The sequence below is a fragment of the Buttiauxella cochleicola genome (assembly GCF_021282405.1).
GTDB lineage: Bacteria > Pseudomonadota > Gammaproteobacteria > Enterobacterales > Enterobacteriaceae > Buttiauxella > Buttiauxella massiliensis.
Genome location: NZ_JAJSOU010000011.1, coordinates 15,906 through 40,300 on the forward strand (window position 1 = coordinate 15,906; position 24,395 = coordinate 40,300).

14 protein-coding genes, 1 tRNA gene and 1 pseudogene are annotated in these 24,395 nt (G+C 52.0%); 2 read left to right on the forward strand and 14 right to left on the reverse strand.

Annotated elements, in window-relative coordinates; genetic code table 11:
* Nucleotides 1–45: 45 nt before the first annotated feature.
* Both LVQ79_RS15280 and queD read left to right on the forward strand, forming a co-directional pair.
* Nucleotides 46–347, forward strand: a pseudogene (locus tag LVQ79_RS15280) (DUF7828 domain-containing protein); the annotation flags it as partial.
* A gap of 312 nt (nt 348–659) precedes the next feature.
* Nucleotides 660–1,022, forward strand: coding sequence for a 6-carboxytetrahydropterin synthase QueD (queD, locus tag LVQ79_RS15285; RefSeq protein WP_232865597.1), 363 nt, complete (start codon nt 660–662; stop codon nt 1,020–1,022).
* Nucleotides 1,023–1,057: 35 nt separating this feature from the next.
* Here the strand turns inward: queD and dpdD are convergent, their stop codons facing one another.
* From dpdD to LVQ79_RS15355, 14 genes are all read right to left on the reverse strand, one after another.
* Complete coding sequence (gene dpdD, locus LVQ79_RS15290) at nt 1,058–3,229, reverse strand: protein DpdD (protein ID WP_232865598.1); 2,172 nt, start codon at nt 3,227–3,229, stop codon at nt 1,058–1,060.
* Complete coding sequence (dpdK, locus tag LVQ79_RS15295; RefSeq protein ID WP_232865599.1) at nt 3,229–3,774, reverse strand: phospholipase D-like domain-containing protein DpdK; 546 nt, start codon at nt 3,772–3,774, stop codon at nt 3,229–3,231. The genes dpdD and dpdK overlap by 1 nt, the downstream gene beginning before the upstream one ends.
* Entirely contained in the window at nt 3,771–8,285 is a 4,515-nt protein-coding gene (gene dpdJ, locus LVQ79_RS15300) for a protein DpdJ (protein ID WP_232865600.1), read from the reverse strand. Before dpdJ ends, dpdK begins: the two co-directional genes overlap by 4 nt.
* Nucleotides 8,285–9,022, reverse strand: a complete 738-nt coding sequence (gene dpdI / locus LVQ79_RS15305; RefSeq protein WP_232865601.1) for a protein DpdI — start codon at nt 9,020–9,022, stop codon at nt 8,285–8,287. The genes dpdJ and dpdI overlap by 1 nt, the downstream gene beginning before the upstream one ends.
* Entirely contained in the window at nt 9,006–12,146 is a 3,141-nt protein-coding gene (gene dpdH, locus LVQ79_RS15310) for a protein DpdH (RefSeq protein WP_370639861.1), read from the reverse strand. Before dpdH ends, dpdI begins: the two co-directional genes overlap by 17 nt.
* Before the next feature lie 2 nt (nt 12,147–12,148).
* The gene (gene dpdG / locus LVQ79_RS15315; RefSeq protein WP_232865603.1) at nt 12,149–13,048 is read right to left on the reverse strand and encodes a protein DpdG; all 900 of its coding nucleotides are present in this window, start codon (nt 13,046–13,048) and stop codon (nt 12,149–12,151) included.
* Entirely contained in the window at nt 13,048–15,498 is a 2,451-nt protein-coding gene (gene dpdF / locus LVQ79_RS15320) for a protein DpdF (RefSeq protein WP_232865604.1), read from the reverse strand. Before dpdF ends, dpdG begins: the two co-directional genes overlap by 1 nt.
* A gap of 12 nt (nt 15,499–15,510) precedes the next feature.
* Nucleotides 15,511–18,561, reverse strand: a complete 3,051-nt coding sequence (dpdE, locus tag LVQ79_RS15325) for a protein DpdE (RefSeq protein ID WP_304502995.1) — start codon at nt 18,559–18,561, stop codon at nt 15,511–15,513.
* A gap of 307 nt (nt 18,562–18,868) precedes the next feature.
* A complete protein-coding gene (gene dbpB, locus LVQ79_RS15330; RefSeq protein ID WP_232865606.1) occupies nt 18,869–19,996 on the reverse strand; it encodes a DGQHR domain-containing protein DpdB in 1,128 nt (375 codons plus the stop codon).
* Nucleotides 19,993–21,243 (reverse strand): tRNA-guanine transglycosylase DpdA, encoded by a 1,251-nt coding sequence (dpdA, locus tag LVQ79_RS15335; RefSeq protein WP_232865607.1) that lies wholly within the window; start codon nt 21,241–21,243, stop codon nt 19,993–19,995. Before dpdA ends, dbpB begins: the two co-directional genes overlap by 4 nt.
* A 72-nt stretch (nt 21,244–21,315) precedes the next feature.
* Complete coding sequence (locus LVQ79_RS15340; protein ID WP_232865608.1) at nt 21,316–22,272, reverse strand: hypothetical protein; 957 nt, start codon at nt 22,270–22,272, stop codon at nt 21,316–21,318.
* Nucleotides 22,273–22,376: 104 nt separating this feature from the next.
* The gene (locus LVQ79_RS15345) at nt 22,377–22,610 is read right to left on the reverse strand and encodes a hypothetical protein (RefSeq protein WP_232865609.1); all 234 of its coding nucleotides are present in this window, start codon (nt 22,608–22,610) and stop codon (nt 22,377–22,379) included.
* Between the two features lie 120 nt (nt 22,611–22,730).
* Nucleotides 22,731–23,975: a tyrosine-type recombinase/integrase gene (locus tag LVQ79_RS15350; protein ID WP_232865610.1), complete on the reverse strand. Its 1,245-nt coding sequence runs from the start codon at nt 23,973–23,975 to the stop codon at nt 22,731–22,733.
* Nucleotides 23,976–24,161: 186 nt separating this feature from the next.
* Nucleotides 24,162–24,246, reverse strand: a tRNA-Leu gene (locus tag LVQ79_RS15355).
* Between the last annotated feature and the right edge of the window lie 149 nt (nt 24,247–24,395).

Consider the following 24,395-nt stretch of genomic DNA (forward strand, 5'->3'; position numbering starts at 1 on the left):
CCGGCCCTTCAGGGGCGGGTTACGTCTGCCTGCAGGAATCTGATTATGTTTGCAAAACCTTTTATCGCTCTCGATGGTAATGACCATCTGATCGGTGCCAAAATGGCGCAGACAATCCACTACGACCGCCATACCTAACATCTATATAACAGCGCACTGCAATACCATCCTGAATACGACACTGAACGCCCATGGTTTGGACATACCTAGCTGTAGCTTACAAGCAGCAGCCTCTATGTGAAGCCAGACGCCTGCAGCGTTTCCTCTCCAATGCCTCTCCCAAGGTCAGTAAAGTCGGCTGGCACTGTACACAATACGCCACTGACTCCTTTGGTAAACGTTATTGCCTCGCATGGCTAAACCGGAAACTTAAATCAGCCAACAGGAGGAGCATCATGAGAATGCTGAAATGCTTTCTTGCTACCAATCTTCAGAACCATTGCGTTAATGCATAAGAATCGGTCAATGTAGGACTTGAAAACAGGGAAAGCACATAATTTAGCTACACGCATATCTTGCATCATTGGGTCACAGCCAAAACCTGATTTGGATACGACCGAACTAATCTTGCCAATCCAATAGAATGTTAATAGCTAACACAGAAAAGCTGGGAAATCTTGCGTCTTATTGTTACTGTATAACAAAAAAATGAGGTCATCATGAAAACTACGTTATACAAAGATTTTACCTTTGAAGCCGCACACCGTCTTCCCAATGTTCCGGATGGCCATAAATGCGGCCGCTTACACGGACACTCTTTTGTCGTGCGCCTTGAGATTACCGGTGAAGTTGATAAACACACAGGCTGGATTATTGATTTCGCTGAACTCAAGGCCATTTTCAAGCCGACGCTAGATCGCCTGGATCATTACTATCTCAATGATATTCCTGGATTGGAGAATCCCACCAGCGAAGTGCTTGCTGAATGGATTTGGAATCAGATTAAGCCGCAACTCCCAATCCTTAGTGCAGTCGTCGTTAAAGAGACATGCTCTGCAGGCTGCATTTATCGCGGTGAATAACAGACAAGGAATAGCAGGTGCTATTCCTTGCTAAATCAGACCAGTTCGCGAATAAAGGCAGCAACCATGCTTGAGGCTCCCTTGCCTGCCGGATAAATAATATCCTCGCGGCAATTGGTCACCGTATAAAACGCCTGATGCTTTGAGCTACCGCTGGCGAAGATAAAATAGTCCGCTTTTCTGGCAGCATTAATCAGCGCATCCGTGGCCACATGATCATTGTTAAGCTCAATAGACAGCCCCGGATACAATTTCATCAACGCCTCTCTACCGCGCCGGGCTGCGGTTTCCGTCAGGCTATAAATCACCAGTTTTTTTCCGCTGAGATCGCGATGTAACGGAGAGGCTACGCCCGTTGGTGTGGTTTCCGTCGGGAAGGTATTGCCGGCGTTATTTCTCAGGTAGAGTCGCTCCACCATGCGAGCCAAAAGCTGCATGCTGTTGTCCAGCCTCTCCCAACGACGCACCAGCATCTCCTGAACGCCCACCCAGTAGCGTAACCGGCGAGCATCATCGCCACTCACCCGGTCATACAGAACCTCAGCAATATCAAGCGCGTACTCCACCGTGCGTGATGATTCATTCTTCGTGCACAGCTCCTCGATAGCGTCAAGCGCGTCAAGATACTCCTTGCGACTGAAGCTACCAGAAAGCAACATATCAAGGATCATACCGCCAAGTCGGACATCTTCAACGGAACTAACGCCTTCCAGCGCAAGCAGCGTCAGCCATTCTGACCATAAAGAGGAGGAAACGCTGACGCCATACTCATTAAGCCATTGCAGCACGTTAGGTAAACCGTCACGCAGCGCCTGACCCAGCATGCCAGTCGGTTGTTGGCCCAGCAGTTGCATCCACTGCTGCTCATCAAAGGTCGCAGGGAGCCAGTCCATATACTGTATCGTCAACTGCTGACGTAATGATTCATACTGCTGGCTGTCCGTAGCCTGCTGAACGTCAAGCAGCCAGTGATGCCAGCCATAGCCCTGCGGTTCACAGCGTTTCTTTAGCCCCAGCCAGGCGTCCCAGTACTTCGGAGTTGCCCGTAACGCCTGTTGCGTGACCTCTGGCATAGCGCTCATCCGAGCGAAAATTTCGCTCTCGCGCTCCACGTCCGCCATGAAGGCTTCGGCTAATAAGGCTATCGCATCGTCAACGCTCAACAACGTCACTACCGGGGCCTGGATCAGTTTCTGTTCGGCATCCTGCACAACGGCTGGCAGCGCGCTGGCACCATTGACCCAATGATCAACCTGCTTAAGCCACCCCTGCTGCAGGATAGGGCTAGCCGTTTGCCACCCATTAATGCCCAGCAGTGCCGCCCCCATCGCCCAAAGCTGCCAGTCCGGGAGGAAGTTGTCGTGATGGGCAAACCCCGGCTTTTTTTTGTACAGCGGCAACATATCAAGCGCCAGTCGGCGGGCACCATCCCTTAAATCCTCCGGGAAGTTCGCCTTCTGAATGGCATTCATCATGTAATGCCCGGTCGAACGCAAAAGCAGGCGCTGAATACGTTCAGGCACTCGCCCCTGAAGCAGCACGTCCAGGCGGGGGAAGGTCAGTATCGCTTCCCATTTCGCCGAGGCGGCCATCCCCTGGAGTTCGAGAAATAGCAGGTTCAGCGGCGACAGTGCCTGATTTCCCCGTAACTCCTGTAGGTAGAGCTCAGCGGCTTTTCCGTCATGGGCATGACAGGCGGTGTAAAAGTCGCGCAGGATACGCCCTGTCTGTCGGCTAATCAGCGTATTCAGCACCGGCCGTTGACGGTAGAGTTCCATGACCGTTTCCAGCATGGCATACACTCTTTTCGCCCGCTCACCCCGCAACTTCGCGGTCTCTTCTGCCGTTGTCACGGCAACCTGTAAAAAATGGAAAGACAGGATCCCATTCGGAGATCGCTCAAGCAGCAATTGTTCCCCTAGCTCGGTTGGGTGATACAGCGTTTTGATATCCGCACTCGTATCCGCAGAGCCCAACGCTGCCGTCAGCACCCGCCGCAATTCATCAAGACTGCGCCCGTTTTGCGCCAGGCCATAAAATATCGTCCGCCCCTTGCGGGCTGAAGGAATGATGCAGGGCATCTGCTGCGCGTTGGCCTTTTGGATTAGCGTATTGATTTGCGGCGTGTTGTACTCCCCGCGCATCGCCTTACCGAAATCCAGATATGTATCGTCAGCATAAAATTTTTCCAGCCAATCTGCCTGCATCAGAACGCTTCCTGTGATCCACTAAAATGGTACTGACTTTCGAATGCCGTTATCGCCTCGCCGATCATATGCGGATCGCAGCTCATTTCGACATACTCTTCGTTTCGATTCACACCGCTCCACGTAAAATTCATGGAGCCCTTCAGGAAGAAATGCGACGTTAACAGCCCTTTGGTATGCAGTTGGTCGCGTAGTTCCAGACGGTATTCCGCATGGCTATTGAGCCGATTTTCCAGCTCTTTCATAAAGCTGCGGTTTTGCGGTAAATCGCGCGTAACCAACGATAGTTGCGCCCCGTTATTGATGGCGCTGGCCAGCAACTCTATAAAGTCGACCTCGCGCCCTCCCCAGGCCGGCTCAATGCAGTCCCAGCTTCCGGCACGATTATCCAGTAGCATAAAGTTGCTCACCCAGGGAGATACCAGCCAGATAGGTTCAGGCTGCAGAATCAATCCCACCAGTTGCGCACTCAGCACCTCTCTAAGGACTCGCTGCCCAGTCGCACCATGGAGGAAAATCTGGCGCTGATTGGCTTTCATTGTCATTGCACCATCTCCGCGAGTTCAATACGTAATATCAACTTATCCTGCTCACGTCGGACCTCACCCAAGCGCGGATACAGCAAGAGGCCCAGATGATCGACGGCTTCAATCTGCACCGTCGTTATCACTTGATGGAGCTGGCTTAACTGCTCGCGAGGTAGAAGCAACTCTGCACGCCCGTGTTTACGCAGCGCGATATGTAACAATGCTAACCATTCTGGCCTATCGAGAGACAGTTTTTCAATGCGCTCGCTGAACAGCGCCCCCGCCAGCAGGCGTTCAGTCACCACGGCACGCGAGCAGAACATATTGTAGAAACCAAGCTCGGCCTGACGAATCGTGTACCCACGCGGCCAGAGTAGATTCTGATTCCGGCACTGTAAGCCAAAGATAACCGCCGCTTCTGAATCCACGCCTCGGGCCTTAACGGCTAGCGCGTGCGCCATCGTATTCAGCGTAAACTCAACGCCACACTGCGCTTCAAGCGAGGTCCACTCAGTCAGCAGTTGATGAAGCTGGTCATCAGTGTCATCCCCGCTGCCAGCCCTCAGCAGGCGAGAATACAGTACCGTAGTGAAGCTATGGGATAGACGGAAACCGCGGCGTGAAAGCTCCAGATGCAGCTTTTTATTCGCCTCTCGACGCGCGTCCATATTACTGGCCTCGCGCACGTCTCTTACTGCCTGGCGCAATGTCTCATCGGTTTGCAGCAGCGCCAGTACCATGCGCAGATCATAGTCGATCTGCTCATAGTCACTGGCAGAGAGATTTCGCACCAATACATTCAGGAAGGTGACGGGATCTTCCGCCCACTTTTGCTGCAGCCGGATCAGGATCCCACTGCCACCTGACTCAATTTCACAGAGCCAGATTTCCAGGATTTCTTCCCCGCTTCGAGAATCTTTAGACCAGAGGGAATCGGTCACCACCGCGCGTTCATCGACGTCAGGAAGGTGTGTGCTCAACGTCTGTTGGACACCGGCTGCCAGGGTATCCGCCAGTACCTGGCGCGCCCAGTCAACAAAGCCCTCGAGCTCAGCTACCGGCTTCCATAGGGCGTCGGCGCAATCGAGCAGCGACTGCTGGATCTCCGGACGAATCAGCAGTTCACGTAGGTTAAGTTGCAGCGCCTGATCGCTACCGTTGGCGTTGTTGGTATCAGGCTGGAACAGGCTCGCGGGAATATCGACGAGCCTGTCCATCCCTTGCGCTGTCCCCATGACCCGCAGCGCTGAGACAACGGAGGTACTGCTTCCCGTCGCCAGCGTTTCGGCCAGCAGCGTCATAAAGCATTCAATCACCCAATCAGCCTTAAAACTGTCGAACTCAAATTCCGGAAGTTGTCTGACATTATGCTGGAAATAAACCGGCCGCAGGCCACGCAGAATATCGTCCTGCTGTAGCAAGCTCAGGACATTTTCATTCGGGAGGAGAAAACGCAGGCGCATGGCGTCGACCCACTGTCGACTTCCTACCCCGACCTTTTCCCCCTCTTTCACCCAGCTAAATTCAACGTGGGCCCGATCGCGATTCTGGAAGCGTATCGATGCCTGCGATGCCGTGGAAAAACGCACGAGCTCCAGCGGAGTCATATGCTGATGGTTGAAAAAGGTAACGTCAGAGAGCGTGCCTTTCCAGGCACCTTTGGGTACCCCATCCGGATGGGCAATATGGGGGTTGATTAAGCTCAGCGCCCACTGCAACTGAGCGTTACTTTTATCCGTCAGTTTGCGGATATCCGCACGTGTCGCCAGCACCTTCGCGGGTTTAATGACCGTGATCATCTTCCCCTGGTGTTCCACCGTACACTCTTCCTGATAGCTGTCGCCAAATGCCTCCGCTACCGGGAAATCAACGTACTGACGGCCATCGGTCGCGACCGGCACGTAGGTTTCAGGCACCAACCAGTCGGTACTACTGTTTGATCTAATCGCATAACGCTTTGACAGTCGTCCCGGGGCAAACTCTCGCATTCCTTGCCAGAAAGAGAGCGTTTCCCACTGTTCAACATTATCGCGGCCGCGCATCAGACGAATATCCAGTTCCGGCAGATTCAGTTCACTAAACAGGTTTTGCGGAATAAATTCCGGCGCGGGAGAGGTCGTTTTATACTGCTCACCGTCGCCATCTGCCTGTGGTGCGCGCAGGGCCGCCCACTCAACGCCATTCACCGCCCAGTGTGACTTCAGGTTGCGTAAGATGGTCGGGAGAAACTCCAGCATAATCGAACGCGGCGGGCTCCAGAGAATGCTCTGAATGGCATTTTCGGGCAGTTGCAGCGCATCCTGCATATAGCGAATCAGTTCATTCTGCTTTCTGCCACCCTTTAGCACCTCTTCAATCAGGGTAATCAGTGGGGTGTAATAACTTTTAAATTTCTGCGAATCGCGCTCCGGTTTCCTGAGCATGCCGCAGACATCCTTAAATGACCCGGTCTTGCTAATCCAGTCGAGCGTCGCCATCGCCGCCTGCATCTTCTGTACATGTTGGTTACCCAGCGGCAGCCCCTGGCGTTTAATCTCAGGGTTCATCAACCCTTCGTAGCGCTGGAATGCGACTCGGTCGCGGCCAAACTCAGAAAGCACCACTAGCATCCACGGGCGCATGCCGCGAGGGCGACCGGCACGCCCTTTACGCTGCAGATAAGAGGCTACATCGTTCGGCGCCTTATGCTGCAAAACGGCACCGACCAGAGGATCGTTATACCCCACTTCCAGCGATGAAGTGGCAACCACGACATCCGCCTGCGCATTGACCCCGGAGTCCTGGCTTGACGTACGTGAAATCACCTTGTTCTGAGAGAGGTCATGGCCGATATCCATCGCCGCTTTCCAGTTCTGCCCCAGTTCGGTCTTTGAACGTTCATCGCTTTTGAAATCGTACGGATTACGCAGCGCCGCCAGCGGGGCGTGATCGATACGTGGAGGGATCGTCGTTTCCCAGCCTTCCGCATCGCTAAGGTCGTGATAGAGGCGGTTATTACCGTCGAGGGTATCGGTAAAAATAAAGGTTTTCGTGCCCCACGTGCCTCTGGATTTATCCGCATCGCAGTCCAGCATGCGGGACATCAGCATCGTGGCCTGAATGGTGGTAGACAGTAACGCCGTCTCAGATACCGGATCGCCGCGCAGCGCCAGCAGGTACTCGGCCCCCTCTTCGATCATGTCATCCGGTTCAGGTTCGATAAGGGCCACCTCTTCTTCGGGCGCCCCCACCAGATTCGCGAAGAAATGCTGAGCATCCGCTAGGGTAGCGGATAGCCCCACGAAGTGCGGCAGGCAGTCCGTACGCTGCATCCAGCGGCGCAACAACAGCGCCGTTTGCGCTCCAGTCGTCCCGCTGTAGGTATGAACTTCATCGAGCAATACCAGCGTCGGCCCCTGCCCTTCCCCTACGCCAAACAGATGGTTGCTCCAGCCGGAGTTCATCTGAAGGTTGAGCATTTCCGTGGTGGTAAACAGAATATCAGGCCCGTTGCCTTTGGCCTGTTGGGTACTACGGGTGAGCAGGATCTCGCTGTCATCTAGCTGATGCTGGCATTGGGTACAGGTCAGCACTTCATGAAGAGAGAAGATATCATCACGCCGCCATTCCAGTGCACCACCGCATTGCTGCTGCGGGTCTTGCGGGTGGGGCTGCTGGCATTTCATCAGCCCGAAGGGAAGGCCTGATTTGCCTTTGACGTCTTTTCTGCTCCATTCCGCCTTCACCGGCGTATCGCCAAAGAATGCGGCAATACGGATCTTTCGCCCCGCATTGGCCTGCATGTATCCATCCAGCTTACGGCACTGGGCAAACGTCTCAGCGAACTGATCTTTAAGCAACTCTGTTCGTGGGTAGATCGCCAGAATACGCACCTTGCACGCAGAATTACGGCAGATCTCATCCGCAAGGCTGGTGAGCGCAGGAAGATAGAACGACAGGGTTTTACCACTCCCCGTACCGGCACAGACGATGGTCGCACTGGCGGTTTTGCTGTTGCCCTGATGCATGCGCCAGTGCTGGATGATGCGCTCGGTTGAGCGAGCCTGAAACCTCGCCAGCCGAAACGGCTTCGCGGATGCCAGCGCCTGCCGCATGATCTCGCACATACGCGGGCTCAGTTTCAGCCGCGTCTTCCAGTCGGCGATCAATGCTTCCGGTTCAGCAACGCGCTGCGGATAGCTACGCGGACGGCGAATAAAGCGATAGTCAGAGACCAGCGTTTTACTCTCTTCTAGAGACTGGCGGGGCATCCACTGGCGGAGGTTGCACAGAAGATGTACCGTTTCCCCCATGCGGGTACGCCAGACCGGCCGACCGCTAATATGGGGCGCCTGAATCAGCATGCCAGTATCCAGTAAACCTTCCAGCCCCTTTTCAGGATCGTCATCAGGCGCTATCCGAGCAATAATCTCCAGCAACTCCTCGAGATTAAAAAACCCGCCGGTATCACCCCATACCAGCAGCGCATTTTCCTGTTCTTCCAGCGCATCCAGCACGCGATGCAGCAGAGATAGTTCGATTTCCTCCATCAAATAACTCTCTTACGGGTAACGTTGAAGGACTGGAGCAGCGCTTTTTCTTTTAGCCAGGACAACACCTCTGGCGTCAGCAGCGCCAGTGAGGCCTGATGTTGTTTATCGAGAGCATCGAAGAATCGCAGAACATCCTCAGGAGCGTCGAATACCATCCCCTTTTTCAGTTCAACCATCTCGTCGGAATACCCCTGCAGCTTTTTGACTACCGCCAAGCTATCCGGTGCGCTGGTTTTCTGGCGATTAAAGTTATCAAGGGCGTTACGGTAGTCAGTGTACGCCATGGTGTAACCAAGCGTTTTCTGCTGCTCAAGAAATACTGGCGCAAGCACCGCGCGCGCTTCCAGATCCGCCACAAACGCCGCCCAAGCCAGCCCTACTTTCTCGCTAATACGGTCATGTACACCCGACAGGTGAACCAGCAATTCGCCCAGACCGTTCTGTTCGATGCGCTCTCCGCTCTCTTTGAAACTTGCGGTCAAGGCCTGCAGTTCGGCTCGAACGCCAAAAAATGTCGCAGCGTTCTCTTGAAAATCAAGCTGCTCCTGTAATTCTGGCAATGTTTTCAGCACCTTCAGCTGAGCGCAGCCTTTCTGCAGCGGTTCGGCGACATCCAACAACCTATCCCGGATCGCTCGGTACTGTTCGTAAACATCCTGCATGGATTGAAGCTGTTCTTTTAACTGGTACTGCTCCCGTAATCCGGCAAGCTGTGTCTTAATCGTTGTCATCATGTTTCCCCGCGGCCTGCTGCAACTCCTCCAGAACCAGATCAAGTTCCTGCAACGTGCTGTCAATCCGAGCCCGACATTCGCTAATCCGGTGCCCGCCGTGGCTATTGTTGTAGGCGGCGATCGCGCCGAATACCCGTTTATACATCAGTTGCCAGCACTGCATCGCGATCATTAGCCGGGTAATTAAAGCGCCGTCCAGTTCACAAATTAGCTGCCATTGACGTTGAGTATCTTCAGATTGCGTAATGCCTCGCAATTTAGTAATGGTCTGCCATGCGCCGCCTTCGGTGAGCCCGGTAAGGGAGTCCATCAGGGTGAGGCTGTCAGGCGTCATATCGGCAGGATAGTCACCGCTGTCCGCCAGTGACTTCACTTGCTGGGTCATACCGCTGATGAGGTCAGAAAAATCATCCGCGTTTTCACAGTCCGCGAATAGCTCAGCCACGCCCACCTCCGAACGAATTTCAGACAGTGACTTTTTCACGACCGACGCCAGGCTGCTGTCCGGTTTCGCTTTCATCGCCGTTTGCAGCGCGGTGTGCAACACATCGCCTTCCAGCGCATGATCATTTAGCGCCACCAGCGACAACCAGTTGGCCTGAGCTTCATCCCACCGCGCAAGGGCGTCCTTGCGGAGTTCGATAATCGATGGCGTCAGGCCGGTGCGGAACTGTTTTTTCAGCACGGAGCTTTTTTGCAGCAGTCGCCCCAGCATCTCGGTCACCCCACCGTTGGTTTTCATTCCCAGCGAGCGAGCCAGCTTAAGGTGTTCGCCCAGCAGCAGCGACAGATCGTTGCGCTTATGCTTAACCAACTCCGCCAGCGCATAGGTAACCCAGCGATCGCAGAAGCTCTGGATAACCAGATAGTCCGCTTTCCCCTGCTGATAGCTCCAGTCTTCGTTTTTTCCCTTTGTTTCCCGGTAGTAGCCAAAGCGGGCAAGTGCCATTGCGGCATCCGTCAGGATCACGGAACGTTTTTCGTATTCCGATTGCGGAATAAATTTCACCACGTGTACGCCACGGTTACCCTGTGCTTCGGGCAGTTCGATATTCACAAACCCCGTATTGCCTACATAAAGCGTTGGCCGTGTGCTTGTCCCCGCCCAGGAGAAAACGGCACGTTTCTCAAAGAAATAGGCTAAGGTAGCACGGATAAAGCGCGCGGAATCTCCATCCAGCGTAACCCCTTTGAGCATCCAATCACCCACCGCGGCATCCAACGCTCTGATCGCCAACGAGTCCTTATCCTCGGGCACCGCTTGAGGCGCGGGGATCGGCTTCTCTACGACAATTTTCTTTTCCTTAACCTCTTGTTTATGGACACTTGGCGGTTCAGACGGACCTTCCCCCACGGGCTCACTCTTGGTGTTTTCCAACACCTGAGCCAGATCGGCTAAATCAAAAGTACGAGCGACATCAGACGACAGCGCGCTGCTCAGGGTCGGTCCGGAATTCGCCGGGTATCCCCACAGAGCGACCATGGACTCCGCGCGTTCAACATCCACCAGGCCCTGACGAAAGAGCCAGCTTCGCAGCCCAGCAGGTGCGGCAATATCGGCCAGACGTGCCGGCGGGAAATGCCCCTCTTCGGCGTCACGGCGACAATGCTGCAGCACCCGCAGCAGCAACTGGTTGATGATCTGCCGGGGGTTGAATTTCAATTCATTGCGATCGTCACGACAGAAGCTTTCCGCCAGCGCATGAATAGCGCGCGCATTGAAAGGGAACAGAGAGAATCCTTGGCTGCTGCGGCCAAAAACTTCAACAATTTCATCGCCATCGGCGGTTGCTTCCCAGTCTGGCGGCCAGTGTGATTTATCCTCGGTTTTGTCCCAGCGCTTCAGTAAGGCTTCGCTGCCAAAACGGGCTGCGTTGATATAGCGACCGCAAAAATCGACGATGCGCTGCCGGGTCTCTTCGCGACCGCCGGCAACTTCTTCAATCACCCACTCGCCTTTTGCGCGGTCCAGCATCCCCTGACGACGGCGAGCATAGCCCTGATAACCATCGGTGACCGCAATAGCGGAACATACCGGGCAGAGCACCGCTTTACCGTCACGGATACCTTCCCTCTCTAGGCTGTCGATCAGCACATCTTCAATGGCCGTGATCAGCGACATGTCCTCAACCAGCACCATCAACGTCATCTGCTTTTCATGCAGCGCTTCACGGATTTGGGTGAACAGATCGGAAAAAGTGCGTCCCCGGAAGTTGAAAAGCTGGTTGAATAGCGCCTGCGTCGCTTTTCCCAGCACCAGATTCAGGATCTCCGAAGCATCTTTACGCCCATCCTCATGGGTGTTGAGGCGGCTTTTCTGGATGTACTGACGCGCCGGTAAGCTGAGGTCATTGATGTTAAAGCTGAAGTCCAGATCGCTGGCCTGAAGTTGCTGCTCCCCTTCGTCCAGATCGTTGCTGTTTGCGCCATTGGTCAGGCGACTGGCAAGACGGAACAGGCAGTGCTCGTCTTTTAGCAAAAACTGTTTGAAATAGGCGTCATTGATCAGCGTCGCCAGCGCTTTATCTTCAGCATGCACGTGAATTTTCTGCAGGCGGACAGCTTCTGGCTTCATCATATGCTGCTGCTCAGCCGAATAGCCTTGCATCCGTTTTTTGAGCGCTTCCATATCCAGCTTGTTGCGCTCATGGAGGTTACGCAACTCCTGGCCCATCAGCATCAGCAGCCACTCGGCAATCTCGCGAGGCGTGCGCTTTTCCGACACTTTGTTGATATCTTCCCGGGCTTCATCAAAAATCTGCCCTTCCAGCCCTTTGAGCATCAGCGTCAGCACTTCGCGCAGGCTGGCGCTTTTGGGAATACGCACAATATGCCATTGGTTGTCTTTATATTCCGGACGCAGGCGCAGCTTGGCGTCGAGCCAGCGAATAATATGCGACTTGCCGACGCCGGCCTTGCCCACAATAGGGATAGGACGCGGGGTCGCGAGGAAATGGTTTAACAGATCCTCTTCCTTGCCGTACCCTTGCCTGTTGCCGTCTTTATCCATGCGCAGCAGGCGAACCGGTTGGTGCACAGCCAGCAGCGTATGTTCCGCCAACTCTTCCGCCTCGGTGCGGATACAGTCGATAATATTTTGCGAGGAGGGCCAGTATTCCATCATCTTCATTTTCGTGCCTCCCCGAGGCTAACCGTACTGATACGGCGCTGAGAGCCGTCCGTGTCTTGCAGTATCCAGTCATCAGGATCATCAGATAGGGTGTTGAAAGTTAACTGCATGGTCAGTTCAAGGCGCAGTAACGCCTGACTCAGCGACGCGCTGATGATACGCCCCTCCAGCGGCTGCCAGTTTTCGACGATAATCAGCGGTTCAACGAGCTCACGATATTTTCCTCGGTCCAGCATCGGTAAATGCTCCGCCAGCCGATCAAGGAACTGCTGAATTGGTGTGGCTGGGGCTAGCTGCAAATTATCCAGCACCCCTTCAATCGCACGCGTAGGGTCCATCACCCAGCCATCCAGATACGGTTCGGTAAAGCCGAGGAAGTAGGCGTAGTCGAGGAACGGCTCCGCTTCGTTACTGATGTTCAGATTGCGTCGGCCCGCGCCAGCCATTTTATCATTAATCATCGGCCCGACCGCCGTTGGCACAGCGTCTTTAGTCAGCGGTTCATTGCCGCGCAAGGTATATTTATCCTGCGCCAGCACCGAGGTCACGCTCATTAAAAATGGCTGGCCTCGGGTTCCTGTCAGCAGCGGTACCGTCTTTTCAGTGATGATGAGGGTGCGCAGCACGCGGCTGGGCAGGTCGCGTTCGCTGCACAGCGGCGACTGCTGGCTAAGGCCGGCTTCTTCCACCTTCCATAGCCCCTCTTTAGCCCAGAACGAAATTTCAGCAGGCAGCCTTTTGCTGGCCCCGGTGGATCCAGGCAGCATCTCCGGTCTGAGCAGATCAACCAATGCCGCCTTAGCGACCGGCTCTCCCATTCGTCTGTTCAGCACACGATCGATCATACACAGTAGACGAATCTGGCTTCCTGGGGCGGCGTTGTTTGTAATTGCCACTAGAAAATGCTCCTCTGAAATTGTTCTAACGTCACGGCGCCCTGATCGACTTCCCACCAGCGGCGACCACGATACCCCGGCTCCTGCAGTTGTTCAGGGGCGACGATAATTCGGTTGATGCTGGCAAAAATATCCAGCTCAGGCAGCGCTTCCCCGGGAAGAACCAGCACCAGTTCGTGCCAGCTGTTGTTCTCTTCATCAGGCGCCAGCGAGCACCAGAACGGTAACCCGGCGGGCAGCACCGCGCTCAGCAGGCTCAGCGTACTCTGGCTTGCCCGGATCGCCTGTACCTGATGACCGGCCAGCAGGCGCGCAATCCAGTCAGTCCACTGGCGCAACAGCAGTCGGGTGGTCAGGGTGGTCTGATAGCGAACGCGCCGATCGTTTCCGACTGCCGCATGCTGCGCATTGCCGACAACATGAGAAACTCGCCCAAGCGTTGGGGTAAACGGCGGCCGCCCCTGCGCACGGCATGCAGGGCACCCGCCACAGGCCTGCTCGGGAACGTAGCCGTCAAGGGTATAAAACTCGGCTAACTGCTGGCACAGCGGGTTAGACAGATCGTTTAACCATTCGCTCAGCACGCTAAAGCCGCGCTGGCGCATGGAGAGTTCATGTGCACGATGCGCCTGAATGCCGGCTTGCCACTGCGTTTCGTCGAGATGCCCATCACGGCGAACGGAAACCTGAATACGGCTGAAATAGTTGTCGAACCAGGACTGTACCTTCTCATCATCACGCTCGTCCGCGCTGATGGTGCTCAAGTCGGGCGCGGGATAGGCGATATCGATAAACCCGGCTCGCTGCATCAACAGCAGTGTACGCAGGTTCCAGTCGACGTTGCCCTGTGAATCCATACGGATATCGTGGTGCTTAGCCCATAATGGCACGGTAAAGAGGCCTGGCCGGTGCTTCTCACGCAGTTGGTGCATTTTTGACCAGCGCAAGAACCCCTTACCGGCACCAATCAATTTGGTGCGGTTTAAGGTACGCGCCACCCGCAACTGCTGATGGTGGAAAATAATCTGGGCAACCGAAGCGTTGCCGTCACGCCCGCCACGACCACTCTCCTGATAGAGGCGATCGAGGTTCTCCGGCACCGCCACGTGCAGCACCGTACGGACATTGCTTTTATCCATGCCTACGCCGAAGGCCGACGTGGCGATCATGATATCTAGCGCATCGTCACGCCAGGCATGAATAAGCCCTTCACGTTCGTGCATCGGAGTTGCGCCGTGAAACAAACCGCAGCGGCGGTAGCCACGTTCACGCAGGTACTGATGCCAGAACTTCGCCTGTTCCACTTCAGTGGTGTAAATAATCATCGGCGCCGGCAGACGAGCGATGGCCGCTTCCACCTGAACGAGATAATCGTCATAGTCCGCGGCTTCGCTGACAAACCAGGCGGGCTCCGGGCGCAAAAAGCTACCGTTAATATCAATAACGGCGTCCGGACGTGAACTCGCAAACAGCGCTTTTAACGTATCCTGCGTACTTTGGCTGAAGGTCGCAGACAGCAGAACAACTTTGATTGGATCCGGTGAGGTCGCCATCAGCGACTTAACCAGCGGGGCCAGCAACTGGAACTCTGGGCGGAATTCCGCCCCCCACTGATCGATCAGGTGCGCTTCGTCCACCATCACCGCGCCTAGCAGGCCGCGCTGGGCCAGCGAAAAGAGCAGCAGCAGCAGCCCACCGGTTGCAGCCTCCGGGGAGCAAAACAGCACCCGCTGCTCGCCCGCGGCCAGTCGCGCTTTCATCTCACTGCGAGCCTCGGGGCCAAGCCCACTATGCCAGACATAACTCCCGCCGTGGTCCTGGCCTGCCCGCTGCATCACCTCTTTAGCCCGCAGCGCTTGTTCAATCGCCAACGCCACGGTAGGGACAATAACCAGCGTCAGGTGCCGGCGGGGGGATGTCAGCATCTGGGCATGGATAACAAAGGTTTTCCCCGCCCCGGTAGGCAGATTCACCAACAGCGTCTTATCCTGCGGGCTAGTCAGTACCGCACGCACCGCCTGCTGCTGCCCGACGGAGGTGTAGTGCGTGTAACGCGGGTCATTGAGTACGGTGGGGAGAATCGTGTCCAGGGGAGGAGACTCAAGAAAACGGCGCTTTTCTCCTTGCCATGCCGCGAGCAAATTCGCATCCAGTGCTTCAGCACCACGCTCCAGCAGGAGTTCGCCGGGATAATCCCGATGCCGGCACAGCCCAAAGCGGCTCAGTACGGCATTATCCGTTAGATGCCGATACGGGAGCATTAACGGAACCAGCCCGTTCACCCGAGCGCACTGCAAAGCATCATAGAATGCATGCAGGCGGTCGCTATTTCCGGCCTGGGCATCACCCAGACAGAACAGGAGGCGGGTAAAGAATTGCCCACTAATCCCGTCTTTTTCATCGTGCTCGCCGTTCAGCACCGCACGGAGTTGTAGCCACTGAGTATCCATTTACACGTCCGTTTACAACATATCTCGGGTACAAAGCACTATCGCTTTCATTGCCAGCAGCTGATGGCGCACTGATTGATCGCCGTAGGATTGCTGCAGCTGCTGGTAGGCCTGCTCTTTCACGGCAAGGACGGTGGCCTTCCAGTTGAATGGATCAAACCAGTCCGGCATTTGCGTCCACACCTCTTCACGCAGGTTGATATCCTGGAACAGTACGTTGCCGTCCTCATCGTACGGCTTATCCAGCAGAGAAACGACAATCTGTGGTTCCGCGCGGTTCCCGCTGTCATCCAGCCAGAATTGATTCACCACCGGACTGAAGCGCTCATCGCCGCTGCGCTGCGCCGTCAGAGAATCATCACCGTCGTTCTGCGCTTCGGTTAACCACTGGAAATGGAAATAGGTACGCGGTTGCTTCAGGGGAAGCGAGGTCAGCACCCGCAGCAGCGCCATCGTAGCGCCACGCGGATCGGCCTGCATTAGCTGCCATACCGTTTCCACGAATGGCTGACCATAGCGTAATGGATACACCAGCTTGTGGCTGCTCGCCTCCGTGCGCGACAGGCTCATCATCGCCGTCGAAGGCGGGTACCCTTCCGAAAAATCGAGCCCCACCAGGCAATTGTCGACAAAGGTTTTCACATCGACCAGCGTCTGACGCTGGTTCGGTCCGCGTTCAAAGCACAGGCGGAAACCACCCTCTTCATATTTCTCACGCTTGAAGCCCAGCGCGTTGCGTATCCACCTCAGCATATCGGCGGCCTGGGCATCGGCATCTTCTTCTTTATCCGCCAGTTGCTCGGAGAACTCACGGGCCGCAATCACCTCATGCTCCATCGACAGCAGGTTCTCCTGCGCCAATACCCGCTTACGTTCCTGATTAACAAAACCGTCTTCACCGGCCAGATGTGCGATTTTCTCACGGAACACCGAAGGCCCCTGGCTGGCGTAGTCTCGCCAGACGGCATCGAGTTGTTCCGTCAGAACAAACTGCAGGCTGGCAACGCTGCGTTTGAACAGGCCGGTGCCCTCATCCAGCAGCGTTAGCCAGTCGGCGGTCAGGCCGTCTCGCTCCGGCAATAGCACCAGACTTTTCACCGCCTTAACGTGAAGGTTTCCGCAGTAACGGTTAAAGCGCCCCAGTCGCTGCTCAAACCGGTTGAAGTCGCGGCTTACGCTGTAGTGAATGGCCAATCGACGTTTGCCGTGCAGGTTGAGTCCATCTTCACCCCGTTTATCACAAATCAGCACCTGCCAGGTGTCATCCAGCAATTCCGTTTGCATACGCACCTCAGGCGTATGACGAAGGACCTGCCAGGGTGCCTGAATCGCCAGTTTGGTGGCTAGGTGTGCGGCTTCCGGGTTTTCACTGCAGAAGATCACCGCCTTACCCTCTGGGTTGGTTTCAAACCAGCGGGTTAAGGACGTCATTAACGCCGTATCTTTTGCACGTTGCTCCTGCTGAGCCATCTCAATAATTTGTTCGAGGAAACTGAATTCTTCGTCGCTACCGGCACCAATGGTCTGGCACTCTTTGGCGCGACGAGATAGCGTCAGCGGACTGAGAAACAGCGCATCTACCCAGTCAGCCAACGTATCCGCATTCAGATGTCGATAACGTTCAGGGTTGCGCAGAGAAGCCTCGCGGTAGGCTTCAAGGATTTCATCCTGCGTGACCTGCTCGGCGCTGACCGGCCAGGTGACTTTTTCCAGACCGTCCAGCCCAGGGAACAGGCAGATGAGCGAAGGATCTTCACGACGGTTGCGCAGCAGGCGGTGAAACAGACGATAGTGTTCTCCGATCCAGTAGCGTAGCGCCAGGATGCTTTCCGTTCGTTCTTCACTTTCGTCAGTCGCAAAGAAGTCCACGTGCGGGCGTAACGCGTCGATCAACGCCTGTAAACGGGCATCGTCCGCGAACAAATCGCTCAATTCATTCAGACTTTCTTCCAGCATCATGTTCGGCGTTTCTGGCGTCAGGGCGCTGTAGATCCCACCTAACCGCTCACGCTCGGACACGCGTTGCATAAATTTCTCGATGCCCACTTGGTTGAGTTGCCATGCCTGTGGGCTGATACAGTGTAGCATCGCCAAGAAGGTACGTTCATTACCGTGCATGGGCGTACCGGACAATAACAGCACAATGCGCGCCTGATGGCACAATGCAGCCATCGTCTCATATTGCGCATTTTCTCCAGCATTCTCAGACCATGCCAGACGGGCCATTTGATGGGCTTCATCAATGACCATTAATGTGGGTTTCCAGTCAAGTTGGTCGTCACTGTGGATATCTTCGGGACGGCAAAGACGAATTTGCGGATGGCGTCCATCGCTCATCACTTCCTGCAGCGCGAAGCGATCTTTCAGTTCTTGCATCCACTGGCCATGTAATACTTGGGGCACGGCCACCAGCACGCGCGCTTCGAATTTACATTCCAGAATGTGCTCGCGAATGACTAACCCCGCTTCGATGGTTTTGCCAAGCCCCACTTCGTCTGCCAGTAAATATTTGGGGTTCTGGTCCTGCAGTATGCGACGCACAACCGCAATCTGATGTGGCTCGACCTCAATGCGACTGCTGATCAACGAAGACATAGACCGGCATGCTGCACGCTGCTTAATCCACGCGCTGACAAATCGCTCTCGCAGGGGATAAAAAAACGGAGCATCATTTGAACGGGCGGCAAGAAAATGGGCAGGGTTCATTGCTAAGCCCTGCCCATAATTGGGATAGAAAATGTCCGCAAGATCTACTACCACACCCTGCCCAGAACGGATGATCAGCAGATGTTTATTCTCTGGTCTAGGTCCACCATAGCGTCCGCGACACCACAATCCACTCTCCACTGAATGGAAGTAGACTGTACTTTCTTCATATATTTTGGCAGGCGATAGAGTACAAACTTCCGCCATCTGCCGGTTGACCTCGTTTTCAAGAGGCGAAACGAACCAAGCAATTTCAGCCGTTTCAGCTGAATACAAATGTAGAATTTTAGCAATCCCACTAAACAATGGAGAAGTAACCAGATCACCTTCTGATAATGTACTGGGTTTTGTAGTCATTGTATTTTTTCGGTAATGAAGGGAATAACTCTAGCGTTACAAAAAAACTGAAAAACATAACGCATAGAAAAGTAATATACGCCAATAATAGGCAGGATCAATTATAAACAGAAATGGGCTAGGGTTAGGATTTAAGAAGGATGTGTGTGATATTGTTCACAGTCGTAAATACTAATAATAATTTAACCCATTAAAATCAATAAGATATATCAATGTTAATCTCAAATTAATTGCACAGTGGGATTATTTCATTATATACAAAAAAGCCCCTTATTAACAATAAGAGGCCTAAAATTTAACTTATGTACTAAATTCCAGCATTGACATTTTTTATATAATTGGTCACTAAATAATCCGTCACCAACGATATATCTTTAGACAGATTCTGTAATTCATTCCACTTGCGGGTAATTGGTTGCCCATCAATATCTTTTCCGAAGTCCCAAACACCACTACTCCACGCACACAAATGCTTGATCGTGTTTAACTCATCAACAAAACGCTTCATTGGAGGGATTTCAGTCCAACCCGGCTCACCTTGGTATTCTTGGTGAACTTGATCAATTTCGTCCATCAGACTTCCCAAAGCCAAAATACCCACGCCATGCAGCAAACGGGAGTAACGCGGTTTTTTATCCCAATCTGCAGTAAATACGACCTCAACTGCAGACCAGAAGTTATTCAATAATTTGACCATTTTCGCTTCATCACCCAGCCCAGTAGCAGGATCTCTGAAACGGTAAAGTGCTCCTTCACGCAAGCTAGCATCGATCATTTTGATCATAGAGTTATCGGCAATCACTCCATCTGGGTTGGTCGCTGTCTTAATACGCCCCGATAGTGGCCCCTCTCCAAAGTTAAGACGTTGAGTCAAAAGAGATGGGAATTTACGCAATTGAAGATCCGAAGGTAGACGTCCATGAGTGTGCGGAGCCAATTCGTAAAGCAGGGTTTTCGGTAACGGCTTGGTTGAGTTCACTAACATAAACTGCTCACGCTGCTCTTCAGCATCGTTTGCGATGAATGCTGAAACCGGCATCATAAACGACTCAATATCAGCATCACGCAAAGCTGCTGTACGTTGTTGTCCATCAACAATAAAACCTGGTTTTTCGTAATCGTCATCTTCCGAGAAAGGAATTACTAAGTGCCCGATATCACTATTCTCAGTCAGTGGTTCGAAATGAACCCGCTTATCAAAAGCAATAATGACTGGATTAGGGATCATGGGGTTAGCGCTTTCAATATAGCGCTGAATCTCGCGAATATGATTGCGAACCTCAGGCCGTTGATAACCAATCAAGCTTTCTTCACCACGGCGAATTCTGGAAATCGCCGCAATTTTGCTAATCTGTTTACCTTCGATCGCTAGGCTGAACAATTGCCTTTCCTCTCCCTGCTTAATTCGCAAGGCAGGAACACGATATTGACTCATGACAATTCCTCTGAGCGTGATGATAATGTGCGCTGTAAACGGCTGTACAGCACCTGAATATTATGGAAACCACGACGCCTGTTACGTTCAGCCCCGCGGAAAATAATTACGTTAATACCAATTGATTTGCATATGTTGCATTGACACTGCTTCCAGGGTTGCTCACCAAGAGTTCGCTCATAGTCAGCCCGCATTTTCTCTGCGTCTTTTTCACCAGCATGCAAACGTTCATAGGCCATTACAGTTTCTAATGTTTGTGACAAAGGCATCAACCCTTTGTCGTACTCAAATAAAGCGTACAGAGCATCTTTTTCTAAATGGCGAGCCATATCCTGATCGATCACACCCGATTTTATTTTACGGCTTAGACTCGGATTTGCATCGAACTGCGGCACGCGAACTGCTGTATAGGCCGGTCCATCAGGCGTATGGTAGTTATTTTTACGATCTTTAAATGCTTGCTGAAGTGGTGTTGTGGAGTCGATGCTGGTGACCCCCATGCTTATAAAATCACCAAAGCTCTCTGGTCGTGCAATGCCCAATAGATGCACCTGTGTATTACTTTTAACCAGAGGCTTTATTTCTTCCAATGTTTCAAGTATTTGTGTCGTTTTAAGGGGTACCATACCCCCCATAGTAATATTCTTATATCCCATTGCTAGCAGTGCTTCTACGGACTGCCGATATGAATGCTTACTCCAACCATGTGCGACGCCAAAGGGCTGAAAACAACTGCCTTTTGCTTTGACGAGGAACTCATGAGCCAGAGTCAACGTTATATCTTGGCGACGACGACATTCAGCCAAAACATCACCGGTAAAAAACTCACCCGGTTTTTCATACCCAAAGACAATGTGGTCAAGCGATACACCGTAGTTAAAACGAGATGTCTCGTAAAACTCAATGACTTCTTCAACACGGTAGGGCGGGACTTCCTGATTAACGTAGGTAAATGCACCACAGTCACCCATAGTCTCCATTCTCTCGGGCAAGCGAAAGAAGTGCTTCATGCCATTACGGAAATAGCGAAGTCTTTGAGCACGAGTGTATTTACTTTCACCGCCCCCAAGTCCATCCACTACCGCTTTTGAAACCAGCATTCCATCATATGGATGAGGGAAAACTTCATGTGGGTAATGATCATCACGCTGGCGTACGCGATGCTCGTTGCGAGTTTCTCGTACGAAGTCGAAACTTGGATCGATAAAATCCTGACTATCCGGGAAAAAGTATTTTAGCTTCGACAACCTACTCTCCTGTGACGCTATTGTCTGGTCTCAAAAAACGCGGGATTCTATCACAAATCTACGGTGCGGACATTAAGCATTACGGGCACTGAGAGTCTTAAACAACGTTCGAAAACGCTTCTCTTCAAAAGAATTTCCAGAATCACGAAATGCACGTAATGCCTTAGTAGCACTGATTTCTGGCTGTTGCTGCAAGAGATTCAATATATATTTACTTACGTCGTCTGGACTCCGTCTAATACCCTTGCTAACCTCTCTTTCCGGAAGGGAAATAAAATGTTCTGTTAGTTTGACCGAAAGAATACTCAAATCACTTAACTGCTTGAGTAGAAATAATTTAATAAAATACTGAGCCAGGCTTATATTAAGCATTAGCATATTACAGCTCAAAAAATCAGCTATTTTCTTATCACTCTTTAATAAATACTCATTTAATCTAATATTTATTTTACCTGATGTGATTATTAACACCTGCTTTATTGGGCTACTCAAATATTCCAGACCATTAATAATATCAAGCTCAATTGCATTGATATAATCTGGGGAACCACAAATGATAAAATAGTCTCGTGGTTTTTCCTTCATCAACCCAGTTATTGATGTTGGGTGTTCAGATTTTAAAACAGACCTCTCAGTAATTTCTTTCCACCATGTTCGATGGAAGGACTTCCCATGAAAATCATTAGAAAACAAAGGAATGGACTCTTGGTAGCCCGTTGAAAATGTTGCCTGGTAAGGTACAACTTTATCCTTACAATGTAATAGCCCAAGACCTGCAGAAAGAACCCATAAATCAACAGGATATTGATTACAAATTGATTTTGCAGTTGCCCAGTGCCCACCCTTATAAAGATCTTGAACATGAATAAATGCAGATTTTGAAATAGCTTCTTTTGTGGCACTACACCAAGATTGAATAAGAACATTCGAAGGTGTTTTCCCAGAAGAATATTCACTTAAATTCAGTGAATTATAACCATTTCCATGCTTGCCATTTGTGCATGTCGTTATCAGATTGATATGGCTCACAACCTACCCTCAAAAAAATTCCCGTACAAAGCTCTCACAGAAATGGCCTTGAGGCAAGAAACGCCTAACTCATCCCAGAAAAATTTCTGGGATGAGTTAGATAGTCAATGAGGAATGTATTCGAAGTATTCATCTTGGATATGCGTACAGTTCGGGCATCTCCTCAGCAATCCTTTCTCCTCAAGAGAAAGACAAAAACTACGACACTCATCAAGAAGATCTTGAGGGCTTTGTATATTTTCATTTGAAATCAATGCCCTAGCCAAGGTGTCATAACTAAACCCTCCTGTAGACCTGGAAACAATACCCATAGCAATCTGCATATCGAAACTTTTCATAACGCACCTCCGTATCATCGGCATGCTTGGTTTATAAAAAAGTGTTGTGGTTGATGCAAGTAAGAGCTTAACTTTTAATCATAGACTTAATACTTTTAATCCCGATTGTGATTATAAAGATCATCTCGAAAAATCATAAGGACTGATACATTTCTCCCTATTCACATCCAGATAATCAGCCCACCACTGTAGCATTAGCCTGCGCTCGTCCAGATGCTCGGCCTTATGAATATACGCCGCACGCACAGAGTTACGCTCCATATGGCTCATCTGCCGTTCCACCGCATCCCTCGACCACAATCCCGATTCAATCAGCGAACTACAAGCCATTGTCCTGAAACCATGGCCACAGACTTCAACCTGTGTGTCATATCCCATCACTCGCAAAGATTTGTTCACCGTGTTCTCACTCATCGGTTTGCGAGGATTGTGATCGCCAATAAAGATCAGTTCATGATCGCCACTGAAAGTCTTAATCTGCTCGAGAATCGACAGAGCCTGTCTGGAAAGCGGTACCAGATGAGGCGTACGCATTTTTGAGCCTCGCTGCGAGTGCTTTACTCCTTCGATAGCTTCTCGCTCGGCTGGAATTGTCCACATAGATGTTTCGAAATCGATCTCTGACCAACGGGCAAAACGTAGTTCACTGGAACGAATAAAGACAAGGAGGGTTAGCTCAACGGCAAGGCGAGTTAAAGGCCTACCGGTATAGCTGTCAATTCGTTGAAGAAGCTCGGGGATACGTTTCAGTTCAAGAGCTGCTCGATGCTGTCTGTTACTTGAAGCAACGGCACCCACCATCTCCTGCGCAGGATTATAGTCAAGCAAACCGCTCTGTACGGCATAACGCATAATTGCAGTAGTTCGCTGTTGTAGCCGGGAAGCCACTTCAAGTCGCCCCGACTGTTCTACAGCTTTAATCGGAGCTAACAGGTCCCGAGTTTTTAGCTCGGAAATATTACGCTTACCGATGGTTGGAAAGAGGTTGTCCTCCAGGCTTTTTAACACTCGTCGGCTATGTTCTTCCGACCACTTTTTATTTGTGGCGTGCCACTCAACAGCAAGCTCCTCAAAAGTGCGTGCTTCTTCCTGTTCAACCTTATCATTTTTCTTTTTATCTCCCGGGTCGATACCGTTTGCCAAAAGCTTACGAGCATCATCACGACGCGCTCTGGCATCTGCAAGAGACACATCAGGATATACGCCTAAAGCCAGCATCTTTTGCTTCCCGGCAAAGCGGTACTGCAGACGCCAGTATCTTGAACCATTGGGGTGGACGAGAAGATGCATACCGTTGCCATCGGTCAGCTTATATTGCTTATCCGTTGGTTTAGCTGTTCTGACTTTGATATCTGTTAGAGCCATGCTTATCCCCTCCCTGTTGGTACAAGCATTATCGAACCGGAAATACCATCATCTGTACCAACATCTGTTGGTAGATGTGCGTTGAAGTCGGTTGACCTTGAGAGAGTTAATATAGCGAGAAAGGTAGGTAAATGCTGGATTTTAGGCATAAAAAAAGACCTCAGTTGAGGTCTATTTACATACATATGGTGCCGAAGGCCGGACTCGAACCGGCACGTCTTTCAACGGTTGATTTTGAATCAACTGCGTCTACCGATTTCGCCACTTCGGCACGAAGAGGTATGCGGAAAACGTTGGGGATTATACCTGTCACAGACCGCCTTGCAAGCCCCATTCTACCATTTACGTTCTAAGTGCTGAAAAAAACAGCGCATCATCAGTTGGTTGTACTCATAAGCCTTAATAAAGGCTTATGAGTAC